This window comes from Bradyrhizobium sp. WU425, from assembly GCF_021052305.1.
Lineage (GTDB): Bacteria > Pseudomonadota > Alphaproteobacteria > Rhizobiales > Xanthobacteraceae > Bradyrhizobium > Bradyrhizobium canariense_D.
In genome coordinates this window covers 3106264-3123838 of sequence record NZ_CP088089.1, presented here as the reverse complement: position 1 = coordinate 3123838, position 17575 = coordinate 3106264, and the positions used below count along the sequence as shown (strand labels likewise).

At 64.2% G+C, this 17575-nt stretch carries 22 protein-coding genes; 15 read left to right on the top strand and 7 right to left on the bottom strand.

The features are described from left to right. Positions 1-19 precede the first annotated feature (19 nt). Positions 20-1183 (top strand): GNAT family N-acetyltransferase, encoded by a 1164-nt coding sequence (locus BcanWU425_RS14830; protein WP_204511668.1) that lies wholly within the window; start codon positions 20-22, stop codon positions 1181-1183. Between the two features lie 8 nt (positions 1184-1191). Here BcanWU425_RS14830 and BcanWU425_RS14825 read toward each other — a convergent pair whose 3' ends face one another. Continuing rightward, the gene (locus BcanWU425_RS14825) at positions 1192-1857 is read right to left on the bottom strand and encodes a DsbA family oxidoreductase (RefSeq protein WP_085349430.1); all 666 of its coding nucleotides are present in this window, start codon (positions 1855-1857) and stop codon (positions 1192-1194) included. A 168-nt stretch (positions 1858-2025) separates the two neighbouring features. Between BcanWU425_RS14825 and BcanWU425_RS14820 the strand changes: the two genes are divergently transcribed. Then, positions 2026-2826, top strand: coding sequence for a thioesterase family protein (locus BcanWU425_RS14820; protein ID WP_204511669.1), 801 nt, complete (start codon positions 2026-2028; stop codon positions 2824-2826). Here BcanWU425_RS14820 and BcanWU425_RS14815 read toward each other — a convergent pair. Then, on the bottom strand, positions 2814-3569 hold the full coding sequence (locus BcanWU425_RS14815; RefSeq protein ID WP_231190566.1) for a helix-turn-helix domain-containing protein: 756 nt from the start codon (positions 3567-3569) through the stop codon (positions 2814-2816). The two genes, BcanWU425_RS14820 and BcanWU425_RS14815, sit on opposite strands and share 13 nt — an antisense overlap. Positions 3570-3675: 106 nt before the next feature. Beyond that, entirely contained in the window at positions 3676-4497 is an 822-nt protein-coding gene (locus tag BcanWU425_RS14810) for a helix-turn-helix domain-containing protein (RefSeq protein ID WP_204511671.1), read from the bottom strand. 101 nt (positions 4498-4598) lie between these two features. Between BcanWU425_RS14810 and BcanWU425_RS14805 the strand changes: the two genes are divergently transcribed. Together BcanWU425_RS14805 and BcanWU425_RS14800 are read left to right on the top strand one after the other, a co-directional pair. Continuing rightward, entirely contained in the window at positions 4599-4829 is a 231-nt protein-coding gene (locus tag BcanWU425_RS14805; RefSeq protein ID WP_026233166.1) for a hypothetical protein, read from the top strand. Positions 4830-4867: 38 nt separating this feature from the next. Then, complete coding sequence (locus BcanWU425_RS14800) at positions 4868-5266, top strand: hypothetical protein (RefSeq protein WP_018456396.1); 399 nt, start codon at positions 4868-4870, stop codon at positions 5264-5266. Positions 5267-5406: 140 nt separating this feature from the next. Here the strand turns inward: BcanWU425_RS14800 and BcanWU425_RS14795 are convergent, their stop codons facing one another. After that, positions 5407-5967, bottom strand: coding sequence for an SET domain-containing protein (locus BcanWU425_RS14795; protein WP_085358931.1), 561 nt, complete (start codon positions 5965-5967; stop codon positions 5407-5409). 165 nt (positions 5968-6132) lie between these two features. On the opposite strand from BcanWU425_RS14795, the gene BcanWU425_RS14790 reads away from it, so the two are divergent. Then, the gene (locus tag BcanWU425_RS14790; RefSeq protein ID WP_018456398.1) at positions 6133-6753 is read left to right on the top strand and encodes a hypothetical protein; all 621 of its coding nucleotides are present in this window, start codon (positions 6133-6135) and stop codon (positions 6751-6753) included. Positions 6754-6771: 18 nt separating this feature from the next. Here BcanWU425_RS14790 and BcanWU425_RS14785 read toward each other — a convergent pair whose 3' ends face one another. Beyond that, positions 6772-7497 (bottom strand): TetR/AcrR family transcriptional regulator, encoded by a 726-nt coding sequence (locus BcanWU425_RS14785; protein WP_204511672.1) that lies wholly within the window; start codon positions 7495-7497, stop codon positions 6772-6774. Between the two features lie 107 nt (positions 7498-7604). Here BcanWU425_RS14785 and BcanWU425_RS14780 point away from each other — a divergent pair, with 107 nt between their 5' ends. The 7 genes from BcanWU425_RS14780 (at position 7605) to BcanWU425_RS14750 (ending at position 13001) form a co-directional block, all read left to right on the top strand. Continuing rightward, positions 7605-9002 carry a carotenoid oxygenase family protein gene (locus BcanWU425_RS14780; protein ID WP_204511673.1) on the top strand — a complete coding sequence of 466 codons (1398 nt, stop codon included), beginning with the start codon at positions 7605-7607 and terminating at the stop codon, positions 9000-9002. A gap of 40 nt (positions 9003-9042) precedes the next feature. Continuing rightward, positions 9043-9312 (top strand): hypothetical protein, encoded by a 270-nt coding sequence (locus BcanWU425_RS14775; RefSeq protein ID WP_166517616.1) that lies wholly within the window; start codon positions 9043-9045, stop codon positions 9310-9312. Between the two features lie 77 nt (positions 9313-9389). After that, on the top strand, positions 9390-9965 hold the full coding sequence (locus BcanWU425_RS14770; RefSeq protein ID WP_085396039.1) for a hypothetical protein: 576 nt from the start codon (positions 9390-9392) through the stop codon (positions 9963-9965). 12 nt (positions 9966-9977) lie between these two features. Next, on the top strand, positions 9978-10532 hold the full coding sequence (locus tag BcanWU425_RS14765) for an inner membrane-spanning protein YciB (RefSeq protein WP_085349396.1): 555 nt from the start codon (positions 9978-9980) through the stop codon (positions 10530-10532). Positions 10533-10636: 104 nt separating this feature from the next. After that, complete coding sequence (locus tag BcanWU425_RS14760; protein WP_007602176.1) at positions 10637-10933, top strand: hypothetical protein; 297 nt, start codon at positions 10637-10639, stop codon at positions 10931-10933. A gap of 14 nt (positions 10934-10947) precedes the next feature. Further along, complete coding sequence (locus BcanWU425_RS14755) at positions 10948-11868, top strand: SH3 domain-containing protein (RefSeq protein ID WP_204511674.1); 921 nt, start codon at positions 10948-10950, stop codon at positions 11866-11868. A gap of 83 nt (positions 11869-11951) precedes the next feature. Continuing rightward, a complete protein-coding gene (locus BcanWU425_RS14750) occupies positions 11952-13001 on the top strand; it encodes a DUF3616 domain-containing protein (protein WP_204511675.1) in 1050 nt (349 codons plus the stop codon). 59 nt (positions 13002-13060) lie between these two features. Here the strand turns inward: BcanWU425_RS14750 and BcanWU425_RS14745 are convergent, their stop codons facing one another. Beyond that, positions 13061-14716: a fumarate hydratase gene (locus BcanWU425_RS14745; protein WP_204511676.1), complete on the bottom strand. Its 1656-nt coding sequence runs from the start codon at positions 14714-14716 to the stop codon at positions 13061-13063. Positions 14717-14962: 246 nt separating this feature from the next. Between BcanWU425_RS14745 and BcanWU425_RS14740 the strand changes: the two genes are divergently transcribed. The 3 genes from BcanWU425_RS14740 to BcanWU425_RS14730 all read left to right on the top strand — a co-directional run bounded on the left by BcanWU425_RS14740 (position 14963) and on the right by BcanWU425_RS14730 (position 16686). Then, positions 14963-15436, top strand: coding sequence for a hypothetical protein (locus BcanWU425_RS14740; protein WP_035975114.1), 474 nt, complete (start codon positions 14963-14965; stop codon positions 15434-15436). A 285-nt stretch (positions 15437-15721) separates the two neighbouring features. After that, complete coding sequence (locus BcanWU425_RS14735) at positions 15722-15895, top strand: hypothetical protein (RefSeq protein ID WP_007612258.1); 174 nt, start codon at positions 15722-15724, stop codon at positions 15893-15895. Between the two features lie 116 nt (positions 15896-16011). Continuing rightward, positions 16012-16686 carry a methyltransferase family protein gene (locus BcanWU425_RS14730; protein WP_204511677.1) on the top strand — a complete coding sequence of 225 codons (675 nt, stop codon included), beginning with the start codon at positions 16012-16014 and terminating at the stop codon, positions 16684-16686. A 78-nt stretch (positions 16687-16764) separates the two neighbouring features. Here BcanWU425_RS14730 and BcanWU425_RS14725 read toward each other — a convergent pair whose 3' ends face one another. Then, a complete protein-coding gene (locus BcanWU425_RS14725; RefSeq protein WP_204511678.1) occupies positions 16765-17472 on the bottom strand; it encodes a glutathione S-transferase in 708 nt (235 codons plus the stop codon). Positions 17473-17575: the final 103 nt, after the last annotated feature.

Sequence of the window (17575 nt, the reverse complement as noted above, 5' to 3'; positions counted from 1 at the left end):
TGAACGGAGACGACGGGACGTGGTCGATATCGCGCACCAGGCTGCGATCAATCCGGCATCGGCAAAGCATGCCGCAACGGCGCGCGCGCGCGTCCCGCTCACGGCGATTGAACCCGGCCAGTGGCGCACACTCGCGCAGCGCGCGATCGAGCCGAACGGATATTACCTGCCGGGCTGGGAGCTCGCTGTCAGTGCAACCGCGCGCGGCCGCACCGATGCCTCGGCGCTTTCCGCATACGATGGATCGCGGCTGATCGGGCTGATGCCGGTGATCTCGCTCTGGCGGGCATGGAAGATCCCCCTGCCCGCGCTGGTGAGCGCGCATCCCTATGGTACGCTGTGCAGCCCGCTGATCGACCGCGATGCCCCGATCGAGGCAGCGGCGCGCCTGTTGCAGCAGGCCCGCGCAACCGGGGCGCATGCGCTCGTGCTGAACGATGTCGCGCTCGATGGGGCGGCAATGACCGCCCTCAGCCAGGTTCTGAATCGCGACGGCCTGAAGCCGCGCCTCCTCAACTCCTACATCCGCGCCAGCCTCGACGCGACCCAGGACCGTGAGACGCTGCTACGCGACGCGCTCGGCACCAAAAAGCTCAAGGAGCTACGCCGCCAACGGCATCGCCTCGAAGAACACGGCGCAATCGTGTTCGACGTCGCGCGCAGCCCCGACGAGATCGGGCCGGCGCTCGAGACATTTTTGCAGCTCGAAGCCAGCGGCTGGAAGGGGAAGCGCGGAACCGCGCTGGTCCAGCATGCCGGCGATGCAACCTTCATCCGCCGCGCCGTTTCCGCGCTGGCAGAAACCGGGCAATGCGAGATCGTCACCCTTCGCGCCGGCGCGACGCCGGTGGCCGCCGGCATCGTGCTGCGCCACCAGGATCGCGCTTTCTTCTTCAAGCTCGGCATCGACGAGCGCTTTGCAAGATATTCGCCGGGCGTGCAGCTCACGCTCGAGCTCACCCGCCGCCTCTGCGCCGATCCAGCCATCGCCAGCGCGGATTCCACGGCGAGCGCCGATCACCCCATGATCAATCCGATCTGGCGCGGGCGCTTCGCCGTCGGCGACGTGCTGATACCGTTGCGGCGGAACGACCCCATCGTGGCGCTGGTTCACGGAGCGCTCGCGGCGCACGGCATCGCCTACGCGGCGGCGCGTCGCGCAGTTCGCCTGCTTCGTAAATAGGATGGCTCCTACTCCGCCGCCTGGGCGTTGATCTCCGCCGAGACCTCGCGGATGGCGCGCGCGAGCATGTTGGGATCCTGCGCGCCGGAGACGGCGTATTTTTGCGCGAACACGTAGGTCGGCACGCCGGAGATGCCTTTCTCGGCGGCTTCCTGCGCGTCCGCCGATACGCGCGCGACGTCCTCGTCGGTGGCGAGGCGCCGGCGCACGTCGTCGGCATCGAGGCCGACATCGGCAGCCGCCTGCACAAGCACGTTCAAATCGGTGAGGTCGCCGCCGTCGCGGAAGTAAAGCTCCATCAGGCGCTGCTTCATCTCGGGCGCCTTGCCGATCGCCTCGGCCCAGAGGATCAGGCGGTGGCAGTCGGTGGTGTTGGGCTGACGCGCGACAAGCTCGGGCCGATAGACGAGCCCCTCTTCGCCCGCCGCCGCAACGACGCGTCCCGCAATGCCCTTGTAGGCCTCGACCGAGCCGAACTTCTTGGTGAGATACTCCTCCCGGCTGATGCCCTCGGACGGCACCCAGGGATTGAGGAAGAAGGGACGGAAATTGAGCTTGACCGGAACATCTGGCACCAGCGCCAGCGCACTCTCGATCCGGTGCTTGCCGATATAGCACCAGGGGCACACCACGTCGGAAACGACGTCGATCTGAAGCGGTTTCAACGTGCTCATGTCGGACGTCTCCTTCGGACGGTACGGGTTCGTCGGAAGATAAACCGAACCGGAGGCGGCGCAAGGCACCGGTCCTGCATGGCTCACGACTTCACCTCTGCGGTTATTGTGACAGGCCTCACCCGGCCCGATACTCGCGGCCACGATCAAGCACGAGGGGAAACCGCGATGACCGCTATTTTCAAGCCGGAAGGCCAGCAGTTCCGGGCTACGGAGCATGCCGGCGGCCCGTGGTCGCCTGACATGTTGCAGGGAAGCGCCACCACCGACCTGATGACCCGCGACATCGACCGTCTCGCCACCGAATCCGGCTTCGCGGTGCGGCGCCTGACCTTCGACCTGTGGCGACCGGCGGGCCTGCGCGTCTTCCAGACCACCACCGAATTGTTGCGCGACGGCCGCAAGGCCAAGACCGCCCAGGTGCGGCTGATGGACGGAGAGACCGAGATCGGCCGTTGCACGGCGCTCTTGACGGCGCCGAGCGGAGAATCGCCCGTCGATCCCTTCGCCAGGCCCGCGACTATCGACAAGACGCCTGAGACAGGCGCAGCACCGGCGGCCTTCGCGCAGAAATGGAGCCGGTATTTCCAGAACGTGTCGGTGCGGCTGATCGAGGGCGCGCTGGAGAAGCCCGGCCCGGCCGCCGCCTGGATGCGACTTGATGCACCCCTGGTCGAGGGCGAACCGAACACACCACTGCTCCAAGCGGTGCAGGCCGCGGACTTTTCGAGCGGCGTTGCGCAGATCGTCGACATGCGCAACTGGACCTTTATCAATCCCGAGATCAGCCTCTACTTCTTCCGACCGCCGGAGAGCGAATGGATCCTGATCCGCGCCGCCACGCGCGTCGGCACCAACGGCGCGGGCCTGACCATGGCGACACTGAGCGATCTCAAAGGTCCGTTTGCGGAGGTGATGCAAGCCATGAGCTTTGAGCGCCGCGACGCCGAGCGAGCTCAGGCCTCCTGAGCCGCAAGCGCGATCAGAGTGGCCTCGGACACGGCATCCGCCGGCATGAACATTTCAACGCGAAGCTCCTGAAGCGTCACGTCTTGCGGGGTCCCGAGCGTCAGCACCGCACCGATCAGACCGATGCGGGCGTCGCCCTTTCGTAAGCGCACTTCGCAGAGCGGCCCCGGCGCGACGTTGTCCTCGATCCTGAGTGCGGGAAGCTCCGGCAGCCGCGTCAATTCGCGCCACGTCGATTGCAGGGCCTCGTCGAGCGGTGCAGCCATCGCTTCGTGCCGCGCACGCGACAACAACGCGGTCGCGACGATGGGCCAATTCTCGACGAACGGCTTGAGCTCGTCCGGCGCGAGGAACATGCGCATGTGATTGAGCGGCCGCTGCATGCGTTCTTGCCCAAGCAGCATCGTCATCAGCCGCGACGCGGCGCAGTTGGCCTCCATCACGTTCCAGCGCCGATCGGTCACGATCGCGGGAAACGGTTCGTGCCGCCGGAGCAGAAGATCGATCGCGCGCCGCGCGTCGGCAAGCTCCGGCGCTGAAAGATCGCGCTCGCCGTATAGTCGCGCGAAACCCCCGGCCTCCAGCAGCGCATTGCGATCACGCAGCGACAAACCGAGGGCGGTCGCGAGCTGCAGGAGGATCTCCCGGCTTGCCGCCGACTTGCCGGTCTCGACATAGCTCAGATGCTTGATCGAAATGCCGGCCTCGAACGCCAGCTCCGCCTGGCTCAATGCACGGCGCATGCGCCAGCGGCGCAAAAGGTCGCCGACCGGATTGGCCGACCGTAATGGCCGGGACGAGCGTGTCATCCGGGGATTATGCGAGCGCCACCGGCTCCTGTAAACGGCACTACTGCAAGCCAGCCGCCATCTGCTTCAGCCGCTCGGCAGTGCGCTCGTCGGCCGGGAAGAAGGTTTCCAGAGCCAGCTCCGACAGCGTGATGTCGACGGGCGTACCGAATACCATGGTGGTGGAGAAGAAACTTAGTATCTCCCCCTCGTGGCGCAGCTTGAAGGGGATCGCGACATTGTCGCTCGACAGCGGCGCCGCGCGCGCCGGGATCGGATAACTCTTCAAGTCGTTATACAGCTTGATCAGCTCGGGATCGGCCGTGGCCTCGCATTGCCGGTGCAGCCGCTCCAGGAGATGTCCGCACCATTCCGCGAGATTGACCGTGCGCGGCGCCAGCGCCTCGGGATGGAAGGCAAGCCTCAGCACGTTGAAGGGCTGACCGAGCAGCCGCTGCGGGATGCCGGCGAGCAGCGGCGCCAGCATGCGGTTGGCGGAGACCAGATTCCAGTGCCGGTCATAGGCCAGCGCCGGATTCGGCTCATGCGCCCTGAGGACGAGGTCGATCGCCTGGCGGGCTGATTTCAAGGCGGGATCCTCCAGCGTGCGTTGCGGAAAGGCCGGGGCATAGCCGGCGGCGACCAGCAGCACGTTGCGTTCGCGCAGTGGCACGTCGAGACGTTCGGCGAGTCTGAGCACCATGTCGCGCGAGGGCGCGGCGCGGCCGGTCTCGACGAAGCTCAAATGCCGCGCCGAGATTTCGGCCTCACCGGCGAGATCGAGCTGGCTCATGCGGCGGCGCTGCCGCCATTCGCGCAAATGGTCGCCGATATGGACCGGCTGGCTGCGTTCGGCCTGTGCGGTGGATGCATGTGCGTTCATGGTCGAAAACCTAGCACGCAGATTTCGGCCCTTCCATTACGTCGGAGGTAATCGAATTGGTGCTCGGGCCGGCGCATCTTGGGTCGCAACAGGAGACGACCATGATCGCATTGCTGCTCTACCGGACCGTCACAGACCAGCTAGTTCCCTGGGCCATGGCGCTCGCAACCCGGATGCTGGCGCGCAGCCTCAACATGCCGGAGCCGCTGGTGCATTCGACCGGCGACTACGTCGTCGCGCAGGTCACGGCCTTCGAGCACAGCGTCGGCAGGAGCCTCTGCCCGTTCCGCCTCGCCCGCCTGCTCCGCGCCTGGTGGCGTGGATTGCACTGAGTTTCACCTCGAGCCCACCCCAACCATGGAGACCCACGATGATCGACGCATCCACCTTCCTTCGCCGCGCGCTTCTTGCCGACGCGATCTTCAGCGGCGTGGCCGCTCTCGGTTTCACGTTCGGCGCCAGCGCGTTCGCCTCGCTGTTCAACCTACCCGAAGCGCTGCTGCGCGAGACCGGCCTGTTCCTGATCGCCTACACGGCGCTGGTCGGCTGGCTCGCCTCACGCGCCTCCGTGGCAAAGCCGCTCGTGCTGCTGGTCGTGGTCGGCAACGCGGCCTGGACCGTCGGCAGCATTGCGCTGCTGCTCTCGGGCGCGGTGTCGCCGAACCTTGCCGGCGAGCTCATGGTCGTGGCGCAGGCGATCGCGACCGGCGTGTTTGCCGAACTGCAATATGTGGGATTGCGCAGGAGCGGGAGTGTGCTGGCTGCCTGAGGCCACATCACTCGCTGTCGTTGCCCGGCTGGACCGGGCGACCCAGTATTCCAGAGGTAGTCGTCGCATACGGAGCTGCGGCGTACTGAATGCCCCGCTTTCGCGGGGCATGACAGTTATGCCAGAAGCTCGAACTCAGGCTAGGCCCGCGCGCGGCCCTTCGCCTTGCCGACGGCATGACCATTAAGCTTCTTCTTTTTGGCGGACTTCACGCTCGCCTTCTCGGCTTTGCGCTCCGCGCGCGCCTTCACCTTGGCGCGTTCGGCCCGCGCCTCGGCGCGCAGCTTCTTGCGCTTCTTCTCGCAAGATTCGCACTTGCAGCCGATCGGCTTCAGGTAGGCTTTGAAATAATCGGTGCCGTAGTCGTAATTGATCTCGTCGCCCGGCTCGATGTTCTTGATGGCGCGGATGAAAACCTTGCGCTCGCGCGGCCGCACGTCGGATTCGGCGTTGGGCCTGCACGAATGGTTGATGTAGCGCGCGAGGTTCTTGCGCACGGAGCCGTCAATGGTCCAGCGACCGTTGAGCTCGAACAGGTATTTGTTCTCGATGTCGTCGTGCTCGGGAATCCGGGAGTCCAGGATCGGTCCGTAATAACGGATGATCCGGGTGCCCTTCTTGATCGGCTTGGTGGCGAAGAGGCCGAGCCCGGTTTTCGAGCGGCCGACGCGATAAGGTTTGTTGGACGAGGTGGCTGGCATGATCACGAAAAACGAGGACGCGAACGAGGCTGAAAGAGCCTAAGCGAAGCCGCTCTTCTAGAACGATTCCGCGCCGCTGTCAGGTGTCTGTTGACCCCGTTTGAACCTTGCCCACAATCAAGACGTCTGATGGTACGGAGTTCCCACTCGATCAAAGGCGTCGTCATGTTCCGCATCACCACCGCAGGCTTGGCCTTATTGCTCTTGGCCATGTTGCTGATGTGCAGTGGTCTCGACCGAGCCGACGCCCGATCCGTGGGCAGCCAATATACCTCGACGGCCCCGAAGGATTGCCGCCAGATCGGAAAGCCCAGCGAGCTCGACGGCAGCACCACGCGGGTCTGCAAGGGCAAGGATGGCCTCGTGGTCCTGATCGCCGAAGACGATCTTCGCGAAATCGTCTCCGTCGGCCGCAATCGCGAGGCCGCGGCCGAGGAACCGGCGGCTAAAGTCTGGTTCGCTCCGTTCAGCTCGTCCGAAACCACCGTCGAATGGCGCACCGCTGGGGCCAAGCCGTTCGCGATGATCCAGCGCTGGCACATCGCCGATGGCACCGATCCCGACAAGCAGGGGCGGCCGAACACCAAGGCCATGCTCATCGTGACCCGGCTGCCACCCGGCCCCGTCTGCCACGTCGCCTATGTCGACGCGATCGCCAACCCGAACGCCAATGAGCTCGCGCGCAAGGCCGCGGACGAGTTCGCCCGCAGCTTTACCTGCGGCAAGGACGAGGTGAAGATCATAGGCGCACGCGGCCGCGCGGTCGAGCTCGCGACGATGCGCTAGGCGCTCGCCGGCAATCGATCAGGGGCCCGGCGGCTTCCCCGTCACGGGCGACATCAGCATGGCCTCGAGCAGGCGTTCGGGAGTCGTGCCCTCGGGCAGACGCCCCAGAATATCCTCCAGCCGTCCATCGAGCAGCAGCATCGTAAAACCGTGCACCATCGACCAGGCGCGCGCGATCGCAGCGCCCTGATTGAGCGTCAGCGCGTCGCCGCGGATCTGCTCCTGCCGCATCATGCCGACGGCATTGGCGAGTCCCGCAAAGGACGCCTCGGCGGCCTCGTGCAGCGACGGCCTGGAATAGTCGAGGCGCTCGGTGCGGAACATGATGCCGTACATGCCGGGATGAGCCTGGGCATAGGCAACATAGGCTTTCGGCCGCGCCAGCGCGTGCTCAAGCGGGGTGGTGGCGGTGTCAGAGGACGACGCCATCGCCGCATTGAACTGGCGGAAGCCGACCGCCGCGAGCTCGCTGAGAAGCCCGGTGAGGTCACCGAAATGATGGGTGGGCGCGGCATGCGAGACGCCCGCCTCGCGCGCCACCGCGCGCAATGTCAGGCCGGCGAGCCCGTCACGCTCCAGCACCCGTTCGGCGGCCTGGAGCAGCGCCTCGCGCAGCGCGCCGTGGTGATAGGGCGCCTCGGACTTGACGCTCGCCGGTCGTCGCGCGGAACGCGCCGCCGCGCTCGCCTTCTTCGAAATGCGCCCACCGCGCGCGGTTTCTGTCCTGATCTCACTCTTGCCCATGGGCCAGCTATAGGACGCAATATTGACAGTGTAAAGATTTCACTTGACCAAAACCCCTCGTACGGCTATTTGATCTTTACGATGTAAAGATAAGAAAGGGATACGCCGTGCAGCAGGACGCCGTTGCCGAACGCCGCCACAACCTCGGTCCGATTCCGTTTGAGGCCGACGCGCCCTTCCTGAAAATCATCGGTGAATTGCCGCACGAACTGAACGGCACGCTCTATCGCAACGGCCCCAATCCGCAGTTCGACTCGCCCGGCGCGCACTGGTTCGTCGGCGACGGCATGCTGCACGCCTTTCACCTCGAGAACGGCCGCGCCAGCCATCGCAATCGCTGGGTCCGTACGCCGAAATGGCTGGCCGAGCACGATGCCGGCCGCGCGTTGTTCGGGGGCTTCGGCCGCAAGCTGCCGGATGCGCCGCAAGACCTCACCGACGGCGGCGTCGCCAACACCAACATCATCTTCCATGCCGGCAAGCTGCTTGCGCTGGAAGAAGCCCATCTGCCGACTGAGATCGATCCGGGCACGCTCGCAACCCGCGGCTATCACAATTATCAGGGCCGTGTCGCCGGCAGCTTCACCGCGCACCCGAAGATCGATCCCGTCACCGGCGAGCTGGTGTTCTTCGGCTACAACGCCGCGGGTCCGCTGACGCCTGCCCTCTCCTACGGCTCGATCGACGCGTCCGGCAAGGCGACGCGCTTCGAACGTTTCGAGGCGCCCTATGCCAGCATGGTGCACGACTTCATCGTCACCGAGAACCACGTGCTGTTTCCGATCCTGCCCGTCACCGGCAGCATGGAGCGCGCGATCAGCGGCCGGCCGCCCTATGCCTGGGAGCCGGACAAGGGCGCCTATGTCGGCGTGATCAAGCGCAAGGGCAGCGCGAAGGACATCGTCTGGTTTCGTGCTGAAGCCTGCTACGTCTTCCACGTCATGAATGCTTGGGAGGACGGTGACCGCATCATCGCGGACGTCATGCAGTTCGAGGAAGCACCACTATTTACGCATCCCGACGGCACGCCCACCAATCCCGAGAAATCCTTCGCTCGCCACTGCCGCTGGACCTTCGATCTTGCCGGGAAGACCGACCGCTTCCAGCAGACCTATCTCGACGATCTCACCGGCGAATTCCCGCGCATCGACGACCGCCGCGCCGGATTGAAGAGCCGTCACGGCTGGTACGCCTGCGCCAATCCGAAGCTGCCGATGTTCGGCGCGCTGTCCGGCGTCGTCCATGTCGATGGCAATGGAACGCGCCTCGGCCATTATCTGCTGCCGGCCGGCGACACCATCTCCGAGCCGGTCTTCGTCGAGCGGTCGAAAGATGCGGCGGAAGGCGACGGCTGGCTGCTGGCGGTGGTCTGGCGCGCGCGGGAAAACCGCAGCGACCTCGCCGTGTTCAATGCCAAGGATGTCGAGGCCGGCCCCGTCGCGCTGGTGCAGCTCGGCCATCGCGTGCCCGACGGTTTTCACGGCAATTGGGTCGGCGCGCGGTAGCTCTCCTCTCGACATCGCTGATGTCACCAAAAGGTCTCTCATGCATATGCCCTCGATCACCGCGGACCGCCTCGCTGTCCTGATCCTGTTCCTGATCTGCGCCGGGATCACGCTCCCGATGATCCGGCCGCGGCGGAGCGGCCAAACCATCTTCAACGGCGGTATCTTGCTCGCCTTCGTCCTCTCGATCGCCTGTGCGTTACCTGTGCTGCCGCACCTGTCCTGGGCCGGCTTCATTGATGAGATGGCCGACCAAGCCGTTGCAGCAATCCAATTTTTGGAAGTCGCTTACGTCATTTTGACACTGTAAAGATTCTACTTGACCCCGCCTCGCTCCTGACATATTGATCTTTACACCGTAAAGATAAGGCCTGACCGAGGCGAACCATGGCGATTTTCCTGATCCTCGCGCCCTACGGCGCCTTCACTTTCCTGATGCTGATGACGTCTGCCACGATCAGCGTATTCGTAGCCTCGGCAACCTGTCTGGCCACCGTGGCGATCGATGTCGTGCGCGGTCGCTCGCTGAAGATCCTGGCTATGGGCTCGGCGCTGCTATTCGCCGCAATCGGCCTCCACCTCGCGCTGTTCGACCCGGCGCTTGGCACGCTCGGTGTCAAGCTGTCGGTCGACATCGGCATCTTCGTCATCTCGCTCGGCTCGATGCTGGTCCGGCGTCCCTTCACGCTGCAATACGCGGTCGAATCCGTGCCGGCCGAGACCGCGGCAATGCCCGGCTTTCTCTATGCCAATTACGTCATCACGGGCGCTTGGACCGCGGCTGCGCTGCTGATGGCGGCCGCCAATCTCGTGCTGCTCTATGTCCCCGGCCTGCCGCTCTGGTCGAGCCTTGCGGTCGCCTTCGCCGCCCGTAACAGCGCGATCTATTTCACAAAATGGTATCCCGAATATCGGCAGATCAAGTACGGTGCGCCGGCCAGCCCAATGTCCAACTCCCGCTGAACAGGATCGACGATGAAGGACGTATTCGCCCGCCTCGCCTCCGACCTCTTCTCTGCCATCGTCTTCCTGGTCATCTATATCATCACCGACAACGTGGTCCTGGCAACGTCGGTGGCGATTGCCGGAGCGATCGCGCAGGTGATCTACGCGCGCGTCAAGGGGCAGCAGCTCAATTACATGACCTATGCGAGCGTCGCGCTCGTCGTCGTGCTCGGCACGGTCACGCTGCTGACCAACGATCCCCGCTTCATGCTCGCAAAGCCCTCGATCGCGCATTTCGCGATCGGCGCCATCATGCTCAAGCGGGGCTGGATGCTGCGCTACATGCCGCCGATCGTCGTCGAGACCGTTCCGGAATATGTGACGGCTGCAGGTTATGCCTGGGCCGCGCTGATGTTCGTAATCGGCGCCGGCATGATCGCCGTCGCCTCCACAGGCGATCTGAAGCTGTGGGCGTTCTACATCACGGTGGTCGCGGGCGGCGCCAAGATCCTCGCCTTCGCCGTGCAATACGTCGTGCTTCGCCTCATCGTCACCAGCCGACGACGCGCCGCCGCCCGCGCCTAAATGCCTCCAACGGAGCGTTAGGCGCGAGCGGCGAGTTGCGCTATACGCTCGGCCGGGACTGGCCCGCGGATCGTCGCGGTCCGCCGGGATCTTGGGAGACGCGAATGGCCGTCGACGGCAACTGGACTCTGACCCTGACGACCCCCATGGGCGAGCGCAAGGCGACGCTGAGCCTGACGGCTGCCGGCGGCACGCTCACGGGGACGCAGGGCGCGGAAGGCGATACAGCCGAGATTTTCGATGGCACCGTCAGCGGCGATGCCGTCAACTGGAAGGTCTCGATCACCAATCCGATGCCCTTGACGCTCGAATTCATCGGAACCGTCTCCGGCGACAGCATGAGCGGTGAGATGGGCATCGGCCCGATGGGCAGCTTCCCGTTCACCGGCACGCGCGCCTAAGCCGCGCGGCAACGGTGCGCGCGCTCGGTCTCATCGCGGCGACGATCCTGTGTGTCGCGACACAAGCGGCTAGCGCAGACGACGCCGAACCGGCGTGGCGGGCAAGCGCGCTCGCCATGCTACCGGCAGGCTATGTCGCCGGCACGGCCTATCGAACCGAAGGGGCGACGGGCTACCTCGCCGTCTATCCGATCTCGTCGAACGATCCGAAGTCACCTGCAAGCGTGTTCGCCACGCGCCAGGCTCTCGTGGTCGCGCTGACGCCGGATGCGACGCGCGCAGTCTCGGTCGCATTGAAACCGCGTAGCGGGCCCGATCCTGACACCGACGACACCGACTTCGCAAAGCTGCATGCCGATCTCGCCGCGAAGCGCTCAACGCTTCCGGACGGTGCCGAGCCCTGCGATTTCGGCGCATGGTCCGTCGACAAGGATCCTGATGGCCTCAACGTGCGTGCCGAACCATCGATCAAGGCGCGTGTGCTCGGCACGCTTCCGCCGCCCTACCGGCTCAAGCTCGGCGGCAGCGAGAACACGCCGGATGGCGGCTGGCTTACCGAATTCCGCATCATCGGCTTCAAGAACGGCTGGTTTCTGATCGAAGGCGCCAAGCCGCCGGGCAAGGACTACGAGGACGACAAGAAATATCCGCGCAGCGCGCCAAAGCCCTATGCCGGACGCGGCTGGGTCGCCTCCAACAAGGTCGGCGCGTCCTACGCCAATGGCGCGACACGCATGGGCGGCCTGTTCCAGGCACCCTTCGTCGATGCGAAATGGACGCCCGCCCAGCGCGAGCTCGGCGGTCCGATCGACACCGACGGCGGACCGAAGCACATCTTTGCCTGCAGCGGCCTCTGGGGCTTGGTCGAGAGCCAGGACGGCGTCCGCGGCTGGTGGCGCGGGCTGTGCTCTAACCAGGTCACGAATTGTAGCTGACGAGAAAATCCCGCTCCGCGACATCGCCGCCCTTGCCTTAACAATTCAGGGTTGTAGTTAAGCATTGCACGCGGAAGGGAAAAATGCCGCACAACGACACGCTTTCATTTCATCGATCACTGACCGCCGCCTTCGTTTGCATTGTGCTGGCAGCTACGGCGTCGGCCGGCCGCGGCGAACCGTTGCCGCCGAAGATTTCGCCGGAGGCGACTGCCTGGAAGCCTGCCTCGATCTTTGAGAAGGAAGACAAGGACGACAACTTCGAGGATCAGCCGCGCATGAATCTGAGCGGCGCGGCGTGCGTGCCGACGACACCAAAATTCACGTCGTGCCTGATTGCCAATGATGAGAAGAAATACGCGCAGTTCTTCTCGATCGAAGGAAACGTCCTCGTTCCACGGAAGCTCATCCGGCTTTCCGATGAAGACAAGGATCCCGATGCCGAAGGCGTCGCCTACGAAAAGGGTTTCTTCTATGTGACCGGCTCGCACGGCCGCAGCCGCAAGAAAGACAAGGAGAACCTGTCGAGCTACGTCGTGTTTCGGATCGCCGTGGATCCGCAAACCGGTATTCCCAAGACCGAACCCAACGCTAAGAAGGTCGATGGCGTGGAGGCGAGCCCGCGGATGCGCGAGGTTATTGAAAACGACAAATATGTAAAAGCGAAATTCAACAAGCCTCTTGCGGAGGGCGGCGTTAATATCGAAGGGATCGCGGTCAGGAACGGACGCATGTACTTCGGGCTGCGAGGACCGTCGCTCGACAAGCAAGCCTATGTGCTCAGCGTCGATGCGGGAGCACTGTTCACAAAGGCCGACGACCTCAAGCCGGACTCGATCCCGTTAGAACTCGGGGAAAATACCGGGATCCGGGACCTTGCCGCGGTGAACGACGGCATCTTGATTCTCGCAGGCCCGACGCGGAATGAAAAGGTTTCCTATACAATTTGGTTGTGGGACGGCAGCAGCAAGACGGCAAAGCCGTTCGCAACGCTCGACCTCAGCACCGTCACAGCGGACGCCAAAGCGGAGATTCTACTTCCCCTCGAGGAAGACTCAGCCAGCATTCGCGCCCTCGTCATGTTCGACAGCGCGGAAAATGGCGGCGCTGTATCGTTCAGCATAAAGCGCTGAGCGCAGGCTGCGTAAATCTTCCGCCGGTCCAAGAACCGGCGGAAGGACGCAGGACCTGGCTAGCCGAGATTCAACTCCTTGAAGAAGTCATTGCCCTTGTCGTCGATGATGATGAACGCCGGGAAGTCGACGACCTCGATGCGCCAAATCGCTTCCATGCCGAGCTCGGGATATTCGAGCACCTCGACCTTCTTGATGCAGTGCTCGGCAAGATTCGCCGCGGCACCGCCGATCGAGCCGAGATAGAAGCCGCCATACTTCTTGCAGGCCTCACGCACGGCCGGCGCGCGGTTGCCCTTGGCGACCATCACCATCGAGCCGCCGGCGGCCTGGAACTGATCGACAAAAGAATCCATACGGCCCGCAGTGGTCGGGCCGAACGCACCGGAGGCATAGCCCTCGGGCGTCTTGGCGGGGCCGGCGTAATAGACCGGATGGTTCTTGAAATAGTCCGGCAGCGGCTCGCCCTTGTCGAGCCGCTCACGCAGCTTGGCATGCGCGGAATCGCGCGCGACGATCATGGTGCCGGTCATCGATACCCGCGTCTTGGTCGGGTACTTCGAGAACGTGGCAAGGATATCCTTCATCGGCTGGTTGAGGTCGATCTTGACGACCTCGCCGCCGAGCGACTGCTCGACCTCAGGCAGATACTGCGCCGGGTTGTGCTCGAGCTCCTCGAGATAGACGCCCTCCCTGGTGATCTTGCCGAGCACCTGGCGATCGGCCGAGCAGGACACGCCGAGCCCGATCGGGAGCGAGGCGCCATGACGCGGCATGCGGATCACGCGGACGTCGTGGCAGAAATATTTTCCACCGAACTGCGCGCCGACGCCGAGCGACTGCGTCATCTTCAGAATTTCCTGCTCCATCTCGAGATCGCGAAACGCGTTGCCGTCGGGCGAGCCGTGGGTCGGCAGCGCGTCGAGATAGCGAGCCGACGCCAGCTTCACCGTCTTCATGCAGAGCTCGGCCGAGGTGCCGCCGATGACGATCGCGAGGTGATAGGGCGGGCACGCCGCGGTGCCCAGCGTCAACACCTTCTCCTTCAGGAAGGCGAGCAGCCGGTCCTTGGTCAGCACCGAGGGCGTCGCCTGGAACAGGAAGCTCTTGTTGGCGGAGCCACCGCCCTTCGCCATGAACATAAACTTGTAGGCGTCATCGCCCTCGGCGTAGATCTCGCACTGCGCCGGCATGTTGTTGGCGGTGTTCTTCTCCTCGTACATCGACAGCGGAGCGACCTGCGAGTAGCGCAGATTGCGGCGCAGGTAAGCATCGCGCGCGCCTTCCGACAGTGCCGCCTCGTCGTCACCATCGGTGATGACGTTGCAACCCTTCTTGCCCATGATGATCGCGGTGCCGGTGTCCTGGCACATCGGCAGCACGCCGCCTGCAGCGATGTTGGCGTTCTTGAGGAAGTCCAGCGCGACGAACTTGTCGTTCGGGCTCGCCTCGCTATCCTCCAGGATCGCGCGGAGCTGCTTCAGATGACCCGGCCGCAGATAGTGGTTGATGTCGCCAAAGGCCGCTTCCGACAATGCCCGCAGCGCCTCACGCGACACCACCAGCATGTCTTTCCCCAGGACCTTCTCGACCCCCACGCCCTCGGCCGTGATCTTCTTGTAGGGGGTCTCGTCCTTACCCAGCGGAAACAGCGGCGTGTGCTTGTAGGGCGGAACGGGCTTGGCGGGGTCGGGGAAAGTGGTGGGAGCGTTCATGGGCGGGAATCTCGGGGTTTTGGAGCCCTCGCATGGGCCCCTTTCATAGAAGCGTTCTAAGCTTTTTTGCCGCAAAGGGAAGGCGCTCTGGTGCGGTCGGGGCATCCCGATTCGACGGCACGGCGAGCTATTTTCGGCGGCTGTCGGCGGACACGAGGCCCTCATGACGCCAGTGAAGACCCTGGGTGCACCCCTTGCGCTACGCGCGAGACGACGGTTGAATGCGCCCGCTAAGGGGCTTTCATCATGACATTGAACTTACACGTCCGCGGCGCGATCCTGGTCGCCGCCGCCATCACCGGCCTTGTGACCATCGCCTCGCCCGCCCGCGCGGACCGCTGCGATGACAGCGCCAAGGAGCTGGCGAACCAGGTCGATCGCCTCAAGGTGAATTTCCGCGCCGCCAATGTGGTCTACTTGACTCATCCCGCGGCCAAGGAATTGTCCGTGGCTTGCCGTGGCGACAAATATTCGATCGAGCTCTATGCCAAGGGCGATCGCAAGCCCAAGCCGGAGTTCTTTGCGCTGGTGGGGTCGATGGCCGCGATCGTCTTCACCGTGACCAAGGACGATACGACGACGGGCGCGACACGCTGCCTGAAGCGGATGGGGCTCTTGCGCGGCGACAAGATCAGCATGCGCTACCGGCGTCTCAACATGGAATGCACCCGCACCAAGACGGATGCGTCGATCGCGATCACGCGCGGCAAGGACGAATAGGCGGCTCCCGCGCGGTGTGCGTCTGACAGCACACCGCCCATTTCGGACTCCGTCATTGCGAGCGTAGCGAAGCAATCCAGAATCCCTCCGCGGAGACAGACTGGATTGCTTCGCTGCGCTCGCAATGACGAGGAGAGGTCTGTCCTCTCGCGGAAACAGCGCTTGTGGCGGCACGAAAGCGGCCCCTCTGCCGCACCAGATCCCTCGCATTTTAACGATTGGCTTGAAGGAAATTTCGCGTCTCGCGGCGCAGGGTCAATTGTTTCCATATGTGAGGATTTGTGGATGAGCGTTTCTACCGTTTCGCCGCCGCCGATCGCGATCGTGGTGCCGAGCTACGACACGACCAAGCAGCAGGACGATCAGATCAAGACCAAGGACAACGACCCGACCTACAAGCCGCCGCCGCCTGCGCCGCTGCCGCCGGGTCAGGGTACGCGGATCGATCAGCTCGCCTGATCAGCCGCGTCGAAGATGAAATGCCCGATCCGGTCGATCGGGCTTTTCGCGTGTCCGGCCGCATCTTCGCCGGATAGCGGGACCAATATCGTGCGCGGCTACCCTGAGACCTGCGCATGATCGCAAGACTGCTGTTGCAGAGCACGATCACCACCGCCGCCATGGGCGCGCTGCTGTTCGCGTGCGCCGGAACCCTGCACTGGCCGTCGGCTTGGGTGTTCCTCGCGACCTCCGCCCTGCTCGGCCCGCTCTGCGGCTGGTGGCTTTACCGGGTCGACCCCGCACTGCTCGCCGAACGCCTGCGGCCGGTCCTGCAAAAGGACCAGCCCGCTGCCGACAAGGCGTTCATGGCCGTCTTCGTCATTACGATGCTGGTCTGGCTGGCGGCGATTGGGCTTGACCGGCGTACGCTGTCCTCCGACATGCCGATGGCGCTGCAGATGCTCGGCCTCGCCCTGTTCCTGCTTTCGACGCTGTTCATCCTCTGGGTTTTCCGCGAGAACTCGTTCGCGGCGCCCGTGGTGAAGCTGCAAGCCGAGCGCGCGCAGCGCGTGATCTCGACGGGGCCTTATGCCCATGTACGCCATCCCATGTACAGCGGCATGATGCTGTTCTTCGCCGGCGTGCCGCTGCTTCTGGGCTCATGGTGGGGACTTCTGATGGCGCCCTTGTTCCTCGTCTTGTTTGCGGTCCGCATTCGCATCGAGGAGCGCACGCTGCGCGAGGGCCTGCCGGGCTATGCCGACTATGTGACGCGCGTGCGCTATCGCCTGCTGCCTGGCGTCTGGTGAGCGCGCGCATCACTCTGTAAATCGCAGAAAAGTGTTCCCTCCGATCGACTGACGTCGGCCGAAGCGTTCGCAGGCGCTCTAGCCATCCAATTCGCGGTAGCGGCGGAAGATGCCCTGCTCGTTGAAGGGAATACGGCGCTCGCTTTCGAGATAAGCCTTGATGTTCGGGCGCGCCGACACGCGGTCGTGCATGCCGACGAGGGCCGGGATATCTGTCTCGAACGCCTTCATCCGCTTCGGAAACGCATAGCGTAGTCCCGCGACGAGCTGGAACAGCGAGAGATCGACATAGGTCAGCTTGCGGCCGGTGACATAGGCGCCGCCATTGTCCTGAAGGAGGTGCTCGAAATAACCGAGATATTTCGGCACGCGCTCGCTCCAGAAGTCGGCGGTGCGCTTCTTTGCCGGCGGTTTCTGATCTTCGTAGTAGAGAGAGGGCCCGAGCGGGTGATGGGTGTCGTGAATCTCGACCACGAAATCGGTGATCGTCAGCTGGAGCTGATGCACCCAGAGTTGACCCGCTTCCGACTTCGGGGCGAGGGCGTGGCGGGCGCCGAGATAGAGCAGGATGTTCGCGGTCTGGCCGATGACGAGCTTGCCGGCTTTGAGGAACGGCGGCGCAAAGGGCGGCGTGCCCTTGTGTGCGTCCATCATCTTCATCATCGCAGCTGTACCGCGTGGGCCACGCGCCACGTCGATGTAAGCCGCGCCAGCCTCCTCGAGCGCGAGCCGCACATATTCACCGCGGCCCTGGATCTCGGGCCAATAATAGAGCTCGTATTTCATGGAAGGGTCCGTGAGCGTGGAAGCGACAGGACCAATCTATCACGCGCGACAAGGTTCCGTCAGGATCGGGCGGAAGGGCGGCACCACACGCTCCGTCATTGCG